This window comes from Sphingobacterium sp. UBA1498, assembly GCF_002325125.1.
In the GTDB taxonomy this organism is placed as follows: domain Bacteria; phylum Bacteroidota; class Bacteroidia; order Sphingobacteriales; family Sphingobacteriaceae; genus Sphingobacterium.
On sequence record NZ_DCRG01000004.1, the window covers coordinates 14,363 to 32,126 of the forward strand.

The following is a 17,764-nucleotide window of genomic DNA, read 5'->3' on the forward strand; positions in this document are numbered from 1 at the left end:
TTTAAAGCTAATTAGTGCGTCCATCATCAGTCAAATTTTGGCGTTTCATTGGTGAAACGAAACTGTATCTCCCAATCGCCTTCTTCGTAAATCGCAAATGGCATCCGGATGCCACAATCTTCTATTGTACCAAACTGACCTTTTCTACGAAATTTAAAATTCATTACAGCAGATGAACCACCTGCGGAAGTATAATCTGTTTGAATTGGAGCTAAGGGGATAGGATAAGCAACATCATAAATGACCTTACCATTTTCAAATCTGTGGTTAAAACCATGAACTAATTTATCCCATTCTGTCGCTGCAAATTTCTTCACATCGATTGGGCGATTTAAAGAATCCAAGAAACTTATGGTCAACGTTCTACTGCCTGAGCTTTTGCTTTCCAATTTATTGAAATACACATTGATTTCACTCGGAAAAATATATAGATTCGTTCGTTCTCCAAATAAATTGGTGGTATTGCTTGGATGTGTATAGGGTAAGGGCGACAATCCTGTCACCGGATCCATTATGCTAGGTTCAAAGGCTCGTTCACGATAAGGTCTTAACTTGAAATCCCGCAAATATCGGCGCCCGCCTGTGTTGCTAACTTCAATATCAAATAGATATCCAGCGTCCGGCTGTGCTTTGACAAAATTTGAATTAACCGCCTGTCCCCAAAAGTTTATATTACCTGACTTTTCAAGAATCTCGAGAACAGGACGATATTCGATCTGACGCTTACTTTCAATCTCGGCGATAGACTTCTCCTCACCGGTATAGGCACCTTTCCAAACTTTTACCGGAAATTTATCTTCAAAAAGTGTTGAAGGCTGTCCGTCGATATCACGCACATTTACAATTTTGAAATGAAGTGGTTGTGATGTATTCTGTCCAATATTGACGATATTATTGTAAAAGGTATTCCTTCCCAACAGTGGCATAAACTCTTGTGTATTATAGACCACATCAGTACCCAAAGAATCTTGATCATCCGGAATATATTTATTACATGAAGCCAACATGAAAAGTCCCATCCCGAACGCCAATATTTTTGCGAATTTTAATATTTTCTTTTCCATGCTATTTGTTTAATAATTTAGCCAGTTTACTAAAGCCGAAATTATGGCTTGGAGCAAGAACATGTAACATCCCATTGCGTGTACGGATATTCACCACAGAGGTCGCACTTTCCTGCCAGTAGCGTTGAAAAATAGACTTGTTCATATCACTCAATATGATCTGTTGCTGCCCTCCGCCTATAATGCCAGAAGCGGACGTCACTTTATATTTTAGGGTCATATCATAGTTATCAATGGCTTTGATTACTTTACCTTCAATGAAATCCCGTAAGTAGGGAGTATCATACTGCCCTTCAAAGGCATAATGATAGGTCAAGGAATCGAGTACCAATTGCGGAATTTCTTCAAGATAAAGAGGAGACCTGTTTCCCGCTCTACGCACACCATTCATTGCTTCCAAGGCATTGGTGAAACTACTGTTGGTCATCGCGAAAAAGGTAGTTTTTGTATTGGGATCTTTCAATTTGGCGCGTACCGAAGGAACACGATCCAATACTAATAATAAGGAGTCATAGGTACTACCCTGTGATTCTAAAAACTCCAATGAGGTTCCATCAAATTCGGTATACTTGACTTGAAAATCTTCGTAATAGGTATTGCCTTTTTTACAACTAGCGACGGCTAGAAGCATCACAATGAGCGATAAGCCTAAAAAAATATGTTTGTTTTTCATGATTATCTATGCTATTATTTCCAGTATGCGTTTTGAACCAGTTTGGAATTTCTTTCCAACACATCCGAAGAGATAGGCCAATAGATGCCTCCTTTCTGAATCAAATCATTCATGACAGGGTTATTTTTCTTGATCTTTGCCAGACGTATTTGGTCGTACCATCTCCAGCCTTCGCCCATTAACTCCCGCCTTCTTTCCAAGAAGATTTCTTCCAATAAATCCTTAGATGAGTTGTTGATATAAGGTTTTAGACCACGGCGCTCTTTAATGACGTTTAGGTATTTGATGGCGTCATCGCGCTGATTAAGCACCGCTTTAGCCTCTGCTTGCAGTAAATAAATTTCTTCAAGGCGGGTAAACACTAAGTTTGATCCAAAAATGGAAAAATCAGAATCGCCATTACCGTTGCGAATGACCTTTATCTTACTGAAAATTGGAATATCGCCGTTGTAATTGGTGAAGTAATTGGTTCGTACCAATCCCGAGATAGAGTCAATACCAAATCGCGTATCGTTGACATCATCAAACAATTTGTTGATCGTATCTCGGCTGACATAAATATCCGGTTTGGCTTTGGTCACAATTGGATACCCTAACGTCAATGATTCGATATGGCCCGTATTTGTTGCTTCACCTAATTCGTAAGAAGCGCGGATCGCTAAGATCTGTGCCCGCGTGCTTGGTCCGAATAAGCCGTCTGTCGGATTCACCAATGCTGGGGTTGCCAATAGTTCAAGGCTCGCTTGCGAATAGTTGTCTATAACAAATCGAGAGTAGACCTCCGCATTGATGTATTTGCCTTGCCAAGCCGCCACGTGGGCCAAAAGGGAGTATGCTGTAATTTTGTTGACGAGTACGCCAACCCAAGTCCCATAACTCTCTCCATAATAAGTTTGTGTTCCGAACGCATATCGATAAGGCAAATCCTGAGCTGCTGCCAATAGTTCGGTTTCCGCGAAAGCTAAAACTGTCGCTTCGGTAGATCTTGCTAGTTCCGTGAAAGAACCATTATCATAAGAGTCTTTTAGCAGCGGAACATCGCCCCAGATACGCACCATATAGAAATACATCAGGGCACGGATCGTGCGGGCTTGCGCCACATCGAATTTCATATCTCGCTCAGTATATCGCTTATCTTTCGCCATAACTTCGGGGGCTCGTTCGATAAAAAGTGAAGCAGCATTGATCACTGCATAGAATCTACGCCAATCTGTTAGATCCTTAAGTAAAGGATAAGCTGATCTTAGTTTGTTTTCTTGTACCACACGAAGATCCGCACGCGAATAAGGTGTAAAGTCTCCGTAGCGCATCTCTCCATAAATCCAGTGTCCATAATTGTCAACGAGTGCCGCACGCATCAGACCGTATATGCCCATTAAATGTGCGCGCGTATCAGATATGGATTGCCACTCCAGTTTCTCAGAGCCGAGGTTAGACGCTACAATATCCAGTTTTTTATTACATGAGCTCGCAAAAGCAGTGATTCCCAGTGCCATCAAGAACAGCGCCGCCCATCGATTGTATCTTTTCATAATCTTTCTACTATTAAATTATTACAGATCTAACTTAACCCCTAAGGAAACTACTGGGGACAACGGCAGTCCGTAACCTGTATAATATCCATTAAAATCTATCAGTTCGGGATCCGTTCCTGAAAACTTGGATATTGTTAATAAATTGGTTCCTGATACGTAAACATAAGCCCTACGAATCGTCTTAATTTTGTCCTTTACGTTGTTCAATTGCGCTAGATCATAGCCTATAGTCAAGGATCGTAACTTTAAGAAAGATGCGTTTTCTAAAAACAGGTCCTGGTCCACACGATAGGCAACAATCGGACTCCATGGATTATAAATCGGGTATTTAGTTAGATCAACATCTTGCTGCCAATGGAATACTTCACGAATTCCATCTAATGAATTGGTGTTTTCAGTATTAATAAAGTTATATTTATTGGAAGCGCGTTGATTTAGCGCTTTATGCCCAAGCGCAAAATACCATTGCATATTCAGGTCGAAACCTTTGTATTTGAAGGAGTTTTGAAACGAACCGCTCAGCTTTGGCATTGCATTTCCTTTTAGGACACGATCGTCATCATTAATTTTAAAATCTCCGTTCTGATCTTTCCAAATCGGATCTCCCACAGCGAAATCCACACCGTCAAACTGTATTTTTTGCCCGTTTTGAACAGGAATACTTGCTTCAGTATCGAAAGATCCTTGATTTTCATAAAGCCAAAACTGATCAATAGGACTGCCTACTTTCAGTAACCGGTTACCCACTTTCAATTGCTTACGTCCTCCGGGGAGCGCTGTCAACTTATTTCGATTGTAATTTAGATTAAGTGATGTATTCCATTGAACCTTTTCGCGATTAGAAAGCACATTGGCCGAGAGATTTAGATCCACCCCAGTATTTTCTACGTTCAGCCCATTCACAATCTCTCCCGAATAGCCGTATTCTGCGGGAATGGGTGAATTAATCAATTGATTTACGTCTTTCTTTTGATACAAGGAAAGTTCCACATCAATTTTCCTATCCATTAGGGTTCCATCAACGGTCAATTCGGCATGGTCTGTATAAGGCCATTTGATATCGTAGCCTACCCAACCCTCTGAGTAAGGTCTGGAAGCAACAGCAAAGCCATTATAGGATACCAGAGATTTTTCTGATCCCCAATTTAGATCAGCCGTATAATTGGGACCGATGGCAAACTTGCTTGTAAATATTGGTTTTCCAATTCTCGCCCAAGCTGCTTTTATCCCTAAATGGTTAAACAAATTGTCTTCATTTTCGGGAATTAAGTGATACTTCGCCGCAAATGAAGGGGTCATCAACCAACGTGAATCGGGCTGCATTGTCGAAGAGCCGTCATAACGCAATACGGTATTTAATTCGAGGAGATTTTTGTATTTATAGCCAGCAGCCAAATACAGGGAATGTAATCTAAAATCTTCACGGTTATTGTATCGATTTACATATAACCCACCTATTGGGGTCAAATAGCCCGCTTTATTAGGATCACCATTGACTACGTTTACTTTGATAAAATCATTGGGGCCATCATAGGCACGCGCATAATTATACCGATAAAGATCTTGTGTATAAGATGATCCTAAAGTCAAATCCAACTTGTGTAGCTCTTGGAACTCCAAATTATATTCCAATCGGTTGTTATATACCAAACGCTGATTAAAACCAAAGTAACTTGACATATAGTTATTGGTCTCCATCAATGACCCCGGAAAAAAAGCTTGTCTTGCACCTTCAGAATAATCTATTCCCAATGACGTATTAAATTTTAGATTTTTTAGAAAATAAAGATCCAAAGTGACGAGTGAATTCAAATAGTTGACCGTATTCTTATCCAAGGCGGCTTTATAGATATCTAGATATTGTCCATACATTTCCTTATTCGGCGAAATTGGGACAGACAAATCGGGCACGTAAGATGCTTCACCAAATCGATCTCTGAGGCTGCGATTCCGATCTCTCAAACTTCGGCTTGCATTGACTGTGGCTCCAAAATTCAACCATTTAAACGGCGCCATATTCACATTAAATAAGGCATTATACCGCTCAATGTTTGTTTCGTCAGCTGAGCTCGCATTCTTGGTATAACCACCTACGAATGAAAAATTTGCACGATCGTTACCTCCGCGGATACCTATATCTCCACTATAAATGGGTGTATTTCTATAATACTCCTCATTCCAGTTCGCTGGTCCATAGTAATTTACGTTGGTCGAATCGCTTAGATAACCTGGATAGTTCAAGCGGTCAGTAACTGATCCATATTTGTTATAAAATATCGACCGAAACATGTTTTCATACTGCGCATTAACTGGCGTCACTACGGGCGTTGTTGCCAGACCAAAATAAGTGTTAATAGAGATTTCACGTTCTCCTTCTCGCCCTGGCTTGGTAAGGATCCAAATCGCTCCATTAGCAGCTAGAGGACCGAGCTTTGCCAATTTTACAGGATCTTTTATCACCTCAATAGACTCAACTGTTGCAAGGTCAATTCCAGCAAAGTTGTCTGTCCCTGGACCAATACGATTGAATTGGTACTGCTGAATAGAATAAGCAAAGTTGTTGTCTCTCGCCATCGGTATTCCATTGACAAATACTGCTGGTTGCACATTAACCGCGTCTTTGATTTCGAACAATGGCGATCCTAGTCCCCGCAGCACCATATTCTTTGGCGCTCCTGGTTCACCTGTCGCTTCTTGTACGTAGAGACCGGCAACTTGCCCTTTCAAATACTCGGGGATACTGACAACCGGCAGTGTTTCAACGTTTCTTAAATTGAGACTGTCTTTGACACCCTGTTTTTGCAATAAGGTGGCCAGTCGACCTTTAAGTAATCGCTTGTCAACCTCACTGATTTCAGAAGTATCTTGTTTTGAAGCCCAAAAATTAAGGTGGTTAGCCTTCGCATTTGGAAACATGGGGACAAGAAATAAAAAACAAAATAGTCTTTTCATTCGATTTATGTCTTAGGCATTAAAAATTGGTACTATTCGGCTAGAAAAAATGGTATCGGGCTCAGATAAAATTAGTTTCGGCTTTAAGTAATTCCGGACTTTTCGTCCTATTAATAATTGATAGTATGTAACAATGATATAATAATATTTTTAAAGTCAGACATCCTTAAAGGCACGAAATCGATTGCGTAATCGAAACAAACGATTGCACAAAACATTCGTCAATGGCTAAAGGAAAATTGATGGTCGAAGCAATTCTCGTCCCGGTTATTGGCCTTTAGACTGCTGGCTTTAACCTTGACTCGAACAATGGAGCCTGCCTCTGCTCAGTCGACCATCAGTTGCCTATACAAAGAGATATCGGTGGGATTAATAGTGGTAGGAAGTAGCTGAAGGGCATCAATACCTTCAGCAAAAGATTAGTTTTTCGTTGCTTTACAAGCACCAGTAAAAAAATAAAAGGGGAAATGATTGTAGTATTTCATTTCCCCTTTTGCTTTGAGTATTCCTTCTTTGTTAATGAATACCTTTAAAAATTCTATTCCAACGTATTTTTGAAAGCCCATTACCATCTGCATTCCAGCTCATCCAGGTAAATAGTGCTTTTCCGACAATATGGTCTTCAGGAACAAATCCCCAGTCTCTAGCATCGAGCGAATTGTGTCGATTGTCGCCCATCATCCAATAATAATCCATTTTAAATGTATAGGAATCTGTACGCCTACCATTGATATATACGCCATCCGATTTCTGCTCTAACAGGTTCTTTTCATACACGCTTATGGCTCGCGCATAGAGCGGCAACGTCTGAGCATTCAAGGAAATCGCCATTCCTTTTTTTGGAATCACAAAAGGTCCGAAATTATCGTAATTCCATTTATACTGAGGATCATTTGGAAAAGTATTTGCTTCGGCTTCTCCAGGCTTGCGTAAGTTCATTTGCATGGATTTAACATTGGACCAAGATTTTACCATAGCCGCTTGGTCATTTGTTAAAAAGATGAGATACACACCAGGCTGAATGGCAGAAACTTCTATTCCCATATCTTTCAAGCGCTGTTCGTCGAGACCTGTCTCATCAGTGATAACCGTATAATCCATTTGACTTTCTGGCGCTACAAAGCCTAGCTTGTCATTTACAAACAAGACACCTTCTTTCATACTGATTTTGTCTCCGGGCATTCCCACACATCGCTTAATTAGATGTTCTCTTTTGTCAACGGGACGAGTTTGAATCGTAAATTGTTGATGTACGGCCTCACGCCCCATGCTACGTACCAAATCGTAATAGGGTATGTCTTGATTTTCCACCGCAACCTTATCGCCGGCAGGGGCATTAAATACGATCACATCATTCCTTTTTATTTCTTGAAATCCGGGCAATCGCTTGTAAGGAATTTTAATAAGCTCAGAGAATGCTTTTCCGCCTATAAGTGGCATGGTATGATGTGCAAAAGGGAAAGCTATGGGTGTATTTGGAATACGGGGCCCATAATTCAATTTGCTGACAAAGAGATAATCTCCAATCAGGAGCGACTGCTGCATAGAACCTGAAGGAATCATAAATGCCTCCAATAAAAAACCACGAATCAGCGTGGCAGCAACAGTGGCAAAAACAATGGCATCGGCCCATTCGCGCACCATCGACTTTTTATAGGGGTATTTCTTGCTATAATCTACATAAGACTCATGTGCGATTTCCAATTCACTTTCCGTTGTCGTTCCGCGACCTTCGGCGTTAGCTGCTCTCAAATTTTTGGCATATAGCCCGCTCAGAAATTGCACATTTTTATCCTTACCCCAAAGTGGTAAAACAATAAACGGAACTAATACAGCAGCGCAGTTCTCCCAAAATCTTCTCTTTCCAAAACAATGAATAAAATCGAGATAAAGATTATAAAAGACAAAGACATTCACGATTGGTACGATCAATAGAATAAGATGCCAGGCCTTTTTGCCCAGTATCTTCGATTGGATCCATTGACTATAAACGGGAATAACACCCTCCCAACCTTTACGGCCTGCTTTTTTAAATAGCAGCCAAAAACCATAAGCTGCAATGAGGGTCAATACAGTAAAAACGATAAGTATCATAAGTTTGTTTTAATTGCAACAATAGGGAGTAAATTCTTAATAAATAAATAATCTGGCCGCGGATGCTGATGAATCCTTCGCTTTTTGCAGTTCATTATATCGCATGATATATTTTATAAAAAGATCATAATCATACTTCTTTTCATTTTCAAATTCCGCGAACAACTCCGGTTCGTCATTGATCAAACGCCCCAAAGCAATTGTGCGCCTCTTTTTACTGTTGCTAAAAAAGCCATTTGTGTTACTATTTATTTCAATCACTTCACCGGTTGATTTTTTTAATGCATAAGCATATTTAGACTTACTGATTCCCACGGACAGCATAGAACCACCGCCGCCGGTACCAAACATCATTCCTCCTCCACCCCCTAGATTCAAATTAGACACATAATAAACCATAATTTCTCCGTCAACGAGTACTTCAGCAAAAGCGGGGCCCTCACTGAGTCCTTTCTGAATGCGATACATCTCTGGAGATGTACCCGGAACCACTTCTAGTCCGTTTTCCACATAAGAGGGTGCATAAACTTTCCTTTTCGATTGCCAATACGCCCGGTATACATCGCCAGGCTGAAAAGTTAACTTTTCTTTTTGCTGATTCTCAAATTTTAGTCTATGATCTTTGATAGATGAGATTTTTCCATAAATCGTATCGGCATTCATAAGTACCAAGTAGTCCTGGTCTTTTGCAGTTTCTTGAGCACGCACAATTGACGTCCCCAATAAGGTGAATAAAATCACATTGAATAAGATTGATATGACTTTCATACAAGGCAATATGCTATAAATAACTTTTGAAATGAAATGAACACGCTTTTTTTATACAAGCTAAAGCTACCTTTGAGTTACATTAGCTTGAAATGGAATTTCTTCTCCGCACTTAGTGTAAAACTACATAAAAATATGAAATTCATACCCCACAAAGCAAAAGCCACATCATTTTTCTGTGATGTGGCTTTTGCTTTTGCTGATTGAGTACTTTTAACTTGTATATTTACTTTCAAATTCTGCTGAAGCTTTATTGACTCCATTACCCATATTTTCAAATGCTTTATTGATATTATCAAGTAATGCAGATTCTGTCGTTGCATCGGATGTTTTATTTTTGCGAAGCTCAATCAATTTCGGATAATCCTCCGTAACGATCTTCTTGTAGCCGTTTAACCCATCGAGCACTGCTTTTTGGAATGTTGCATCACCTTTAAAATCACCAAGGTCTTCTACTTTTTTGATGTCATCATTTAAAGACTTCTCCCATTCTGTGCGCACTTGTTCAGCTTTGGTATAATCGGAGCTATTCATTGCTGCATTCATGTCCGTCACATGTTTTTCACTTCCGTTGATCACGGTAATAATCGAATTATTGTATGCTGCAGGATCTTTTACTCCCGCCCCACAACTCGACATAGTCAGAGCCGCCATGGTCAAAACGCCGGTAATCATCTTTTTAATCATATTGATCTATTTTTATTTTAAATTTTAGTATTTGGAACTCATTTACACAAAGATAGCTTCGAACATAGCGCAATCCCATCACGGAAATCAGGGATTTATAGAAGCTATTGAAACCTATAAGGCTGCTAGTTGATTGCGAAAGTTGTTATTGCCATTACGTTGATCAAACCGATCCGCAAGTTGATGCGCCAATTTCCTATAATGCCCAGCCAGTTCGCTAGCTGTGTAGCTAGTTTTACCTTGGAAAAGATTATGCTGCTGCCCTAGCTCAAGCATAAAATGTTCGTCAGCTCTAAAATTTTTCATGGCTTCACAAACGTAGCACGCCAACTGAAACATGGATCTATTTTCGGGTCCATCGGCCCAGGGTAAAAATCGTTCGATCCATTCCTTGGATTTACCGAGGTCGGTATACGAGAAATATGTTGCTAGTTTAATAGCTGATATTAATATTGCGGAATCTTTCTCTTTCTTAAACACCTCCGTTTCTGCGAGTTTTGCCATTCTGTCTGCTTGTTCAGCATCTCCATGCTTGTAACCTTCATATGCAAGGTTTACGGCAGTACGCAGAGGAACATGTGAGCAGGTGAACTGTCCTTCAATGAGTGGCAAAGCTTTTTCTACTGCTGGGGCATAGCCATACTGCAATAATGTTGCTGATACTTCTGCATCCATTTCACATGCTTCACAGTCACTCATATCATCTCTTTGCAAAGCATTCACATTCGTCAATGCCACTTCAACAGCAGCCAGATCCTTTTGCGCCAGGGCATCACTGAGTTCCTCGTTGTATATGGCGCGCTTACCATAACCATTACGGATCAACCGTTGTTCAAAGTCGCCTAGAGCAGCTTCTATCTGTTTACGGCTGACAGCGGGATTGTCATATAGTTCGGCCATCATCCATTTATACTGCCATAAGAAATCCTCTTCGTTAAAGCGTTCCGGATTTTCATCATACGCCTGCAGTATCCAAGCAAAAGCAGGTAAAGATTCGGTCGAGAAAGCAAGATCGATCTCTTCGCTAATTAAATCTAAACGGAGCTCATATCCCCATTCAATATCTTGATTTTCATCAGCAATCCGAATAGCCTGCGTCAATAGGTTGACTTTCTCCAATGTATTATCTACTCGCGCAACTTGATTGCGAAGTTTCTGAATTTTAAGTGTATACATTTCTATTTTATTGTGTTCTTTTAATGAATTATAGTTCCGTTATAAACAACTTTTCTAATGACCGGATGAGAAACGTAAAAAAGGCTTTAAAGATTCACGAAATTATCCAGTCCCATGACAATGAGGTTCTTCAGGGCCTCGTTCAAGACTTTCATTTCGCGTTCCTGTACCGGATACTTGCCTAAAATCAATGCTTGCACATACAGGACTTCCATCACTGAACGTAGCATATACGCATCCTTTATATCCATTAGCGTGGTGATCAATGCATTATCGGCATTTAAGCATAATGTATTCTGGACCTTGTTTGGCCTGGATGTCTTGAGTACCTGCGCAAAGGGATTTGCATTTTCCTTCAATTGGCTAATCGTATTTTCCACGTTATTTTGGTCCATTTTTGTAAAAATGGCCGGCGTATCAACTGGTTTAAACCGTCTAATTTCCAAAATGCAGTTGTAGTCGTCCAAAATGCGTTGTGCATCTTTCTGAAAAGAAAAATATTGATGATGCTCGTCTTCATGAATCGGCTGAAAGGTCTCTAGTAGCTGATTTGGCGACATCTCTGTAATATTATACTCGGGATATTTTTGTTTGATCTTACGGAGTAGCTCGGTATCAAACGTATAAGAAGCATTAATAAGCATTATCCCCTGCGTATCAGCCATTCGGTCAATCTGTTTAAAATCTTCAAAGTCGGCGCAATAATAGAGTTGTTGCTGATAATCAATTATATTTTGAAAGCTTCGTTGTCCACGGTTGGTTTCAAATGGGATATCCGCCAAAAAGATTGCTAGGAAATCGGGATCTTCTAGGGCGAATGCTTTTAAATGAAGATAATGCGTTTGGATAATACGTATATAAATATCGTAATCAATCTTCTTCACTTGCTGCAGGTACGTCTTCAAAACGGCAGCAATTTCCTTTCTCGCCTGCCGCAGCAAATCATTTTTCATCAGAGACTCCCGCGATGCGGTGGCACTAAGTTCCTCCGTATTGACAAGCATACGGACAAAGAATGCCCAGTTTGGCAAAATCGATTGATCTTCTTCGGCGAGAAACATGCGCTTCAAGTAGATACGGTGACGCTGCTTGCTGCTAAATTGCGTACGAAAAGGTAAAACATACAACACGCCCTTTGCTTTTCCCGCAGTCGTTTCAAATGGAATTGCGTCCAAAAAGTTGACATGAAATAGCTCTTTCCCTATCGCTAACAAATCTGTTTTCGAAACCGATGAAGCAAGCCATTTAGGTTCATCCTTATGGATGATCTTTTCAACACCTCCTACCACGATTGAAATGGATTCTCGCAGTGCATCTCCATAAAACTTAATTTTCTTCTCGAAATAGTCCGCTTCAAAAATATAATTGTATTGTTTTTTGGGGCTTAAAATTACCTTCGTTCCCACAGGAATATCATCATCACTCAGGCGCTCAATCTTATAGTCGCCTTCAGCTCTAGCCGTCCAGCGTAAGGGCTGCTGTTCAAGCGCCGATTTTGTTTCCACAATAATCTCATCACTGACGACAAAACAAGAGAGCAGTCCAATGCCAAACTTTCCAATAAAATCCTGTGCATCCTTGATGTCCTTACCTTTCGAACTCTCGCCAATAACCGACAAAAATTGGTGGATATCAGACTCCTTGAGACCTATTCCATTATCTTGGAACATAAATTTAGGTTGCTCAACGTTTGGTAATTCTATCTTGATTTTTCCTTGATGATGTTCATCCAAGTGTTTCAATGCTGTAATTGCATCCACCCCATTTTGAAGCAGTTCCCGAATAAATGTGTTGGGATCGCTATATAGGTGCTCTGAGAGCAGCGCGATCATTCCTTTCAAGTTTACCTGAAAGGAATATGATTTCTCTTCCTGCATGTTTTTGTTACTTTCTCGTTTTCTTTGTCAATCGAATAGCTTCTTCATGTCCATTATCTGCCGCTCGTTCAAACCACTCCAAGGCAAGCGTTTCATTTTCTTCCACGCCATCTCCCATGAGGTAGCAGTTGGCCAGTTTATATTGCGCATCAGCATGGTCAGCATCGGCAGCTTTCATCAGCCATTCAATACCGTCATGAAGGTCTGTCGGTACACCTTCTCCGTCCAGCAGTTGTAAGCCAACAAAATAACAGGCATAAACATTTCCTTGTTGTGCTACTTCAATAAATTGGCTATAAGCAGCTGTTTTATCGATCTCGGCACCTATTCCGAAATACAAACAGCGACCCAGTCGATAGATCGCTTCCTGATTTCCTCGTTCTGCGGCCTGTTTATAATACTCAAATGCTTTTGCTGGCTGTGCTTCTATTCCGATACCAAACTCATAACACATACCCAGTCCATCTGTCAAATATCCAAGCTTCTCAGCATGCGTATAGTAATCAAAGCCTTTATCATATTCTTCACGCTGATCATAGTCGAAGAAAAAATAGTCGCCTAGCAGCAACAATGCTTCACCTACATTTTTTTGTGCAGCCTCTTCCAGCAATTGAAGACCAAGGGGCACATCCTGTTTCACAAGGCCGGTCAAATAGTATCTTCCCATCACGTAGATTGCATACGGAAAACCTAAATCAGCCGCCTTTTTAATATATTCTTGTGCTTTAAAAGCATCTTTACTCAGCCCATAACCATATTCATAACAAAGGGCAAGATCAGTCAACGCCTGCACATGGTTTCGCTCGGCAGCCTTTTGGTATAAATCGATCATCCGATCTAGATTTATTTCCGTACCTATGCCACCACGGTAACATCGAGCTAGTTCATATATACTATTTAAATCCTGCATGCTAGCACCTGCTTCAAAGGCGGCAAAAGCAGCTGCTGGCTGAGGAGCGCCTGTCTGGTGATAGTCATTTTCTAAATAAATTCCCTTCAGATAATAAGCATATGGGTAACCCAGATCAGCTGCACGTGAAAAATAATCAAAAGCCAATTTGTAGTCTGGTTCGGCCTTCAATTCGGACGCTAATCCCATTTCCGTTAGTGCAGTAACATTATTAGAAGCGGCCGCTTCTTCGAAGTAAGGAATTGCAGCCGCCAAATCAGGTTCTTCGCCATGAATGCCATATTTCAGGTACCTGCCGACCTGATATAAAGCCTGCGGGAGTTTATCTTTTGCGGCATCTTGATAATAGGCAAAAGCTACCTTGTAATCGGGATCTATTCCATCATAGCCAGATTCTATCACATTGCCCATGCGCAACTTTGCATAGGCAATATTTTTTTGTGCCAGTGCACTAAATTTCTGGAAGGCAGATTTTTCATCTCTCGGCAGGAATCTTCCTTCTAACAGTATTTCCGCAAGTTCAACCTGCGCTTCGACATAATCATCTCGCTGGTCGAGTAGCTGCAATAAAGATAGGCCCCTTTCGATATCCTGAAGTGTGTCATTATAGAGGTAAAGACAAGCTAGACGATAGCCTGCATAAATATTATTGTAGTCGTATGCTTTCTGCAAATACCATAGTGGCTGCTCGAAATCCTCCTTTACCTGATTAGTGTTACTTAATCCCTGAAGTTTGATGAGCGCTATCTGCACTGCAGCGTCCATCATTCCATATTCAAATAATTCGTGATATTCTGGTATAAGACGTTCCAGTTCAACGGAAGAAGTTGCATCTGCGCGTTTTATATCATTCAGAACAAACCTGCAGTATCGGGAATCGGTCAAGGCGATACCCTCTTCCAGGATCTCCACGCGTTTGGCTTTATTGTCTTTACGAGCGTAGTAAAATTGTAACGCTTCATAATAATGGCGTAATAGTTTTTTCTCCTGAGCGTGTCTAAGCACCTGAATTCGATCAAAGACTTCTTCAAATTTATCGGTCCATACATCGATATGGGCAATATACGCGGTTGCATAAAGATCGCCTCCCAAAGCAAGCGATTCAAGTTCAGCTTTGGCGGTTTCCCGGTCAATATCAGCCAACACACCTAAATAATTATAATATAAATAAAGAGGTCTCGCCCATTTAACCCCAGCCTCCATACCTCTATTTAAATACAACGACGCTTTTTCCTTTTCTACAGCATGCCGGCGACATAAAACATGTTGTAGCCCCAACTCGACCCATGCTTGCGGATTTATAGTGGCATAGCGTTCCAATATTGCCCTGATTTTATCGATAAAAAAAGTATAATCCTCATCGTTTAAATAGACATTTGCAGCAAAATCAGTTCCTTTTTCAAACAATGCATCGTAAAGAGTGGTTGCACTGGGCTGCTGCATATTATACTCAAAATGAATGAGAGCATCAAGCCATATATCAGGTGTAATGGGTTTCGACAGATCAATTGTCAATTGAGGTTCAGCAGATTGCAATGCAGCAACTTTACTGAAATATTCTTCACTTAACTTCATATATAATCGTTGTAGTATGTGGTAAAATAAGCTTTTTTGTGCCCTGAAGGCGCTAAAAAGTAACAAAAACTTTGCCACTGTAGAGGGAACGACGAGAATAACACAAAACAACAACGCAACTTAATTGCTTTTAAAATCTTTTTACCTATATTTGTTGCAACTTAATTGCAATACATATTAATTGTAATACATATTGATTGCACAGATTACTCTTTACGAATCGAATCCACATAGATGAATAGGTATATCATTTTTTCACTTATCGCAGCACAACAGCTATTTTTCCCATCTTACGGGCAGGAAAAAAGCATCGATCTTGAAGAAGTAAAAGTTGGCCGGCGACGTTATCACCGGGCAGCAGAAGGAGCATTATCGATCCAGCTATTGACTGCCGACTCTATACAAAAATACCAGGCGGGAAGTTTAATGCAGACATTAAGCCGACTTCCTGGTGTCAATGCCATAGGCATAGGTGCCAATCAGTCCAAACCTCAGATTCGAGGACTCGGATTCAATCGTGTCGCTACGGTAGAAAACGGAATTAAACATCAAGGACAACAGTGGGGATTGGATCATGGATTGGAAATCGATCAATTCAGTGTAGGGAGTGCCGAGGTACTAAAGGGGGCCAGCTCATTTTTGTATGGCTCAGATGCCATTGGTGGTGTCATTCGGCTATCACCGCCAGCGGAACTACAGGAGACAGGTTTTAAGGGGCAGTTTAACCTATTGACAAAGTCAAACAACGCGACTTTTGGCGGATCTCTACAAACACAGGGCCGAAAAGGGAATTGGGTATTTGGAGGCGGATTCACGCATCTGGAATATGGCGATTACCGTGTCCCCACAGATACAGTCTATGTTTACAATTATGCGGTACGTCTGAAAGATCGGCATGTTCGTAACACTGCGGGACGAGAGACACATTTTCAACTACGCGGCGGATATCTATCAGATCGTTTTTCTTCGATTTTCTACCTGAGTAATTATCATACAAAGTTTGGCTTCTTTGCCAATGCGCACGGCTTGGAACCAAGGGGCGTAGATATAGTACTTTATGACAAATCCAGTCGTGACATTGGTTTCCCAAGCCAGACGGTCAATCACCTGAAACTTATTAACCGCAACTTTATCGATCTGGATAAGCATAAGCTTTGGATAGACCTGGGCTATCAGAAAAATTACCGGCAAGAATATAACAATTACACCGCGCATGGTTATATGCCCCCTGTTTATCCAAAAGATATGACTATTCCCATCAATTTGGAAAGGTTATATGAGAAACAGGTCTATAGTATCACTGTAAAAGACCAATTTGATTTGGCCACACATCGACTTACCATTGGCGCAAATGGAGAGTATCAGGATAACCGTATTGATGGTTGGAGCTTCCTTATCCCCAGTTTTCGCCAAAAGGCAATGGGCCTATTCGTCTATGATCAATACAAACTCGCGGACGAAACCATGATATATGGGGCATTGCGTTACGATTACAGCCATATTCAGACATCACCTTATCAGGATTGGTTCGAATCACAGCTGGAAGATAATCAGTCGGGCAGAATAGTTCGGGCTTCGGCGCTCAGTCGTCGTTTCAATAGCCTGGTTTGGTCTATAGGAGCGGCACATCAATTCGGAGATCTAGAAACAAAAATTAATGTAGGAAAAAGTTTCAGGGCCCCCATTGCACAGGAGCTTGGCGCCAATGGTGTCAACTATCACTACTTCAGTTATGAAAGAGGCAATCAATCATTGTCTCCCGAACAGTCCTATCAACTGGATTTATCCTTGACCTGGAGTCCCAGAAAAGTCTTTGTCGCCTTTACGCCATTCTTTAATTACTTTTCCAATTATATCTATCTTAATCCCACGTCAAGCTACGATCAATATTATGGTGCCGGCAATCAAATCTTTGAATATATGGAAAGCCGTGTTCGCCGTTATGGAGCAGAATTGAAACTCAGCTACCAGCCTCTGAAACAATGGAAAGTAGAATTATTGGGTGAATATGTTCGATCGGAACAACTATCGGGTGCAAAGAAAGGCTATACACTTCCTTTCTCTCCGGCACCTTCAGCGTTGATGGACATCAGCTGGACAGCAAAAAATAGCAAACATTTTAAAGAGACCTACCTTTCCGTCGATTGCAAATGGACAGCAGCGCAGTATCACGTTGTTCCACCAGAAGAGTCCACAGCAGCTTATCAGGTCTTCAACTTCCGGGCAGGAACACAACTTCGGTTTTCGGGATCTGTCCTTCAATTACGCTTACAGGTTCAAAATCTATTTGACAAGAAATATATGGATCATACCAGCTTTTATCGGCTGATCTCTTTGCCTGAACAGGGAAGGAATTTTATCCTATCCATTGGAGTTCCCTTTGGAAAACAGTCCCGATCATAACATGAGCCACCGTGAATAAAGAATAAAAATAACATTAACGAAAGATAGCA

General features: G+C 40.8%; 11 protein-coding genes. 1 reads left to right on the plus strand and 10 read right to left on the minus strand.

The window, feature by feature from the left end; translation table 11 throughout:
• Positions 1-26: 26 nt before the first annotated feature.
• The 10 genes from B3139_RS03055 to B3139_RS03100 all read right to left on the minus strand — a co-directional run bounded on the left by B3139_RS03055 (position 27) and on the right by B3139_RS03100 (position 15,311).
• Positions 27-1,064 (minus strand): DUF5007 domain-containing protein, encoded by a 1,038-nt coding sequence (locus B3139_RS03055; protein WP_209579433.1) that lies wholly within the window; start codon positions 1,062-1,064, stop codon positions 27-29.
• A 1-nt stretch (position 1,065) separates the two neighbouring features.
• Positions 1,066-1,737 carry a hypothetical protein gene (locus tag B3139_RS03060; RefSeq protein ID WP_293879671.1) on the minus strand — a complete coding sequence of 224 codons (672 nt, stop codon included), beginning with the start codon at positions 1,735-1,737 and terminating at the stop codon, positions 1,066-1,068.
• Positions 1,738-1,751: 14 nt separating this feature from the next.
• Positions 1,752-3,269 carry a RagB/SusD family nutrient uptake outer membrane protein gene (locus B3139_RS03065; RefSeq protein ID WP_293879672.1) on the minus strand — a complete coding sequence of 506 codons (1,518 nt, stop codon included), beginning with the start codon at positions 3,267-3,269 and terminating at the stop codon, positions 1,752-1,754.
• A 21-nt stretch (positions 3,270-3,290) separates the two neighbouring features.
• Positions 3,291-6,224, minus strand: coding sequence for a SusC/RagA family TonB-linked outer membrane protein (locus B3139_RS03070; protein ID WP_293879673.1), 2,934 nt, complete (start codon positions 6,222-6,224; stop codon positions 3,291-3,293).
• Between the two features lie 516 nt (positions 6,225-6,740).
• Complete coding sequence (lepB, locus tag B3139_RS03075; RefSeq protein ID WP_293879674.1) at positions 6,741-8,318, minus strand: signal peptidase I; 1,578 nt, start codon at positions 8,316-8,318, stop codon at positions 6,741-6,743.
• A gap of 36 nt (positions 8,319-8,354) precedes the next feature.
• A complete protein-coding gene (locus B3139_RS03080) occupies positions 8,355-9,086 on the minus strand; it encodes a hypothetical protein (protein WP_293879675.1) in 732 nt (243 codons plus the stop codon).
• A gap of 213 nt (positions 9,087-9,299) precedes the next feature.
• Positions 9,300-9,773, minus strand: coding sequence for an LIC11966 family surface protein (locus tag B3139_RS03085; RefSeq protein WP_209579428.1), 474 nt, complete (start codon positions 9,771-9,773; stop codon positions 9,300-9,302).
• Positions 9,774-9,887: 114 nt separating this feature from the next.
• Positions 9,888-10,949 carry a hypothetical protein gene (locus B3139_RS03090; RefSeq protein ID WP_293879676.1) on the minus strand — a complete coding sequence of 354 codons (1,062 nt, stop codon included), beginning with the start codon at positions 10,947-10,949 and terminating at the stop codon, positions 9,888-9,890.
• 86 nt (positions 10,950-11,035) lie between these two features.
• On the minus strand, positions 11,036-12,826 hold the full coding sequence (locus tag B3139_RS03095; protein ID WP_293879677.1) for an HSP90 family protein: 1,791 nt from the start codon (positions 12,824-12,826) through the stop codon (positions 11,036-11,038).
• 7 nt (positions 12,827-12,833) lie between these two features.
• On the minus strand, positions 12,834-15,311 hold the full coding sequence (locus B3139_RS03100; RefSeq protein ID WP_293879678.1) for a tetratricopeptide repeat protein: 2,478 nt from the start codon (positions 15,309-15,311) through the stop codon (positions 12,834-12,836).
• A gap of 234 nt (positions 15,312-15,545) precedes the next feature.
• Between B3139_RS03100 and B3139_RS03105 the strand changes: the two genes are divergently transcribed.
• On the plus strand, positions 15,546-17,714 hold the full coding sequence (locus B3139_RS03105) for a TonB-dependent receptor (RefSeq protein ID WP_293879679.1): 2,169 nt from the start codon (positions 15,546-15,548) through the stop codon (positions 17,712-17,714).
• Positions 17,715-17,764 lie beyond the last annotated feature (50 nt).